The 1,879-nt window shown below is 18.5% G+C and carries 4 protein-coding genes and 1 pseudogene; 3 read left to right on the forward strand and 2 right to left on the reverse strand.

Translation table 11 applies throughout. From position 1 onward, the window contains the following. Window positions 1-455: 455 nt before the first annotated feature. Together ARA19_RS18225 and ARA19_RS00270 are read right to left on the reverse strand one after the other, a co-directional pair. Window positions 456-965, reverse strand: a complete 510-nt coding sequence (locus tag ARA19_RS18225; protein WP_423230597.1) for a leucine-rich repeat domain-containing protein — start codon at window positions 963-965, stop codon at window positions 456-458. Then, the gene (locus ARA19_RS00270; RefSeq protein ID WP_055068974.1) at window positions 910-1,317 is read right to left on the reverse strand and encodes a hypothetical protein; all 408 of its coding nucleotides are present in this window, start codon (window positions 1,315-1,317) and stop codon (window positions 910-912) included. The genes ARA19_RS18225 and ARA19_RS00270 overlap by 56 nt, the downstream gene beginning before the upstream one ends. Before the next feature lie 173 nt (window positions 1,318-1,490). On the opposite strand from ARA19_RS00270, the gene ARA19_RS16950 reads away from it, so the two are divergent. The 3 genes and pseudogenes from ARA19_RS16950 to ARA19_RS17920 all read left to right on the forward strand — a co-directional run. Beyond that, on the forward strand, window positions 1,491-1,595 hold the full coding sequence (locus ARA19_RS16950) for a helix-turn-helix domain containing protein (protein ID WP_197276533.1): 105 nt from the start codon (window positions 1,491-1,493) through the stop codon (window positions 1,593-1,595). Then, window positions 1,592-1,753, forward strand: a complete 162-nt coding sequence (locus tag ARA19_RS17700) for a hypothetical protein (protein WP_197276534.1) — start codon at window positions 1,592-1,594, stop codon at window positions 1,751-1,753. Before ARA19_RS16950 ends, ARA19_RS17700 begins: the two co-directional genes overlap by 4 nt. Then, a pseudogene (locus ARA19_RS17920) lies at window positions 1,695-1,879 on the forward strand (hypothetical protein); the annotation flags it as partial. The gene ARA19_RS17700 and the pseudogene ARA19_RS17920, both read left to right, overlap by 59 nt.

Genomic DNA, 1,879 nt, shown 5'->3' on the forward strand with positions numbered 1-1,879 from the left:
AATTCTTTTAAATGATAAACAATATTCATATTGTTACCTAAATAATATTTAGGTAACTGATTAATATCAGTCTTTACTCCATTAACTGTTACATAATCAATATGATAATTTTCTAAAGTTGGTATACTTTCATTTTCAATAGAATCACCAATTAATCCTGTTTCTTTATAATATATTTGTTTGATAAAGTTGATATTGCATCTGACACATTTATATTATTGTTTGAATTCATATTATTACCTATATGTATAATTACTTTATTATTTATATTTGTATTACTATTATTTGTATTAAAATCCTTATACTTAATTTCTATATCTTTAATTAAATTATTATTTAAAGATATTTTTTTCTTAATTTTAAATATCCTTGATTTTTAGCATCTAGCAAATTATTTTTTACTTGCAAATTTTTAATATTAGGAATATTTCCTATAAGTTGATTATTACTTAAATTTATTTTTTTAGATATTTTAAATTAGATAAATTATTAGGTATATAACCAATTAATTTATTTCCTTCCAAATTAATTATTGAGATATTTTTTAAATCTGTAATAGAATCAGGTATATTTCCTGTTAAATTACTATTTGTTATTATGAATTCTTTTAAGTTTTGCAGATTTTTAATTGAATTAAGAATTTCTCCTAAAATTGATGAATTAGAACAATTTAATATTTTTAAATTTGTTAAATTACCTAATGTTGATGGTAAACTCCAATTAATTGATGAATTAATTATTTTGATTATATTTAAATTTTTAATATTTGTAATAGAATTAGGAAATACACCATTTGAAGTATCATTAATTAATGAAATTGTTTTTAAATTTATTAAATTTTCTATATCTGTTGAAATTCCATTTGAAAAAGTAGAATTAGTTATTGATAATGAATTTAAATTTTCACATTTATGTATTCCAGAAAATAAATTTCCAACTATTACAGAGTTTGAAATATATATTATTTAAGTTTTTATCTGTATTTAAAAAAGCAGTTAATAACTTACTATCAATTATACTATTATTTATTACTAAAGTTTTTAAATTTTTTAAATTTTTAATTATTTTTTGATTATTATTAAGTAAAAAATTTGAATTTGATAAAGTTAAAGTTGTAATTTGATTTAAATTTTCTTGATTAACTTTTCCATATTCATTAAAAATAGCTTGTTTTAAAGAAGAATTATTATAATTTAATAATTTTACATTTTGTGTATTATAATTTTTATATTTCTGATTATACTTTAAATAAGGTAATTTAAATGTAATGCCACTTATAACCGAAAATAGGATTATATATATTAATTTTTTTCTCATACAATAAATCTCCTTGTTTATAATTATATTATATACTTAATATACTTTATAAAAAAAATTAAAAAAATTAACATATAAATTGTTTTTAATGTATATTTTATTGATTAAAATTATTGTTGTTAGTATAAAATAATGGACACAAAGAAATAATTTCTGATTTATACAATTCTAGAATGAGTGTAACAGAAATAAGTAGTGAATATGGCATAGCGAAATCAACGATAAATGGATGGATAAAGAATAATAAAAAATTAAAGTTAACGATGAAGAATTTATGACAATGAAAGAAGTTGCTAAAATTAAAGAAGAAAATGAAATATTAAAAAAGTTATGTAAAATATTAGGCGTTCTACATAGCTTTTATTATGCTAAGTTAAATCATACTGTATCAACTTGTGATGGAAATATCTCCAAAAGAAATACAGGGAACATATGAAGCAATTAAAAATGCTAATGGTAAAGTAGGAGTTTTAGGGTTAGGACTTGGATATTATGTTCAAGAAATATCAAAAAAAGATACTGTTAATGAAATTATAGTTTATGAGCAAAGTAAAGAGCTTAT

The organism is Clostridium massiliamazoniense (genome assembly GCF_001403635.1).
Taxonomy (GTDB): Bacteria; Bacillota; Clostridia; order Clostridiales; family Clostridiaceae; genus Sarcina; species Sarcina massiliamazoniense.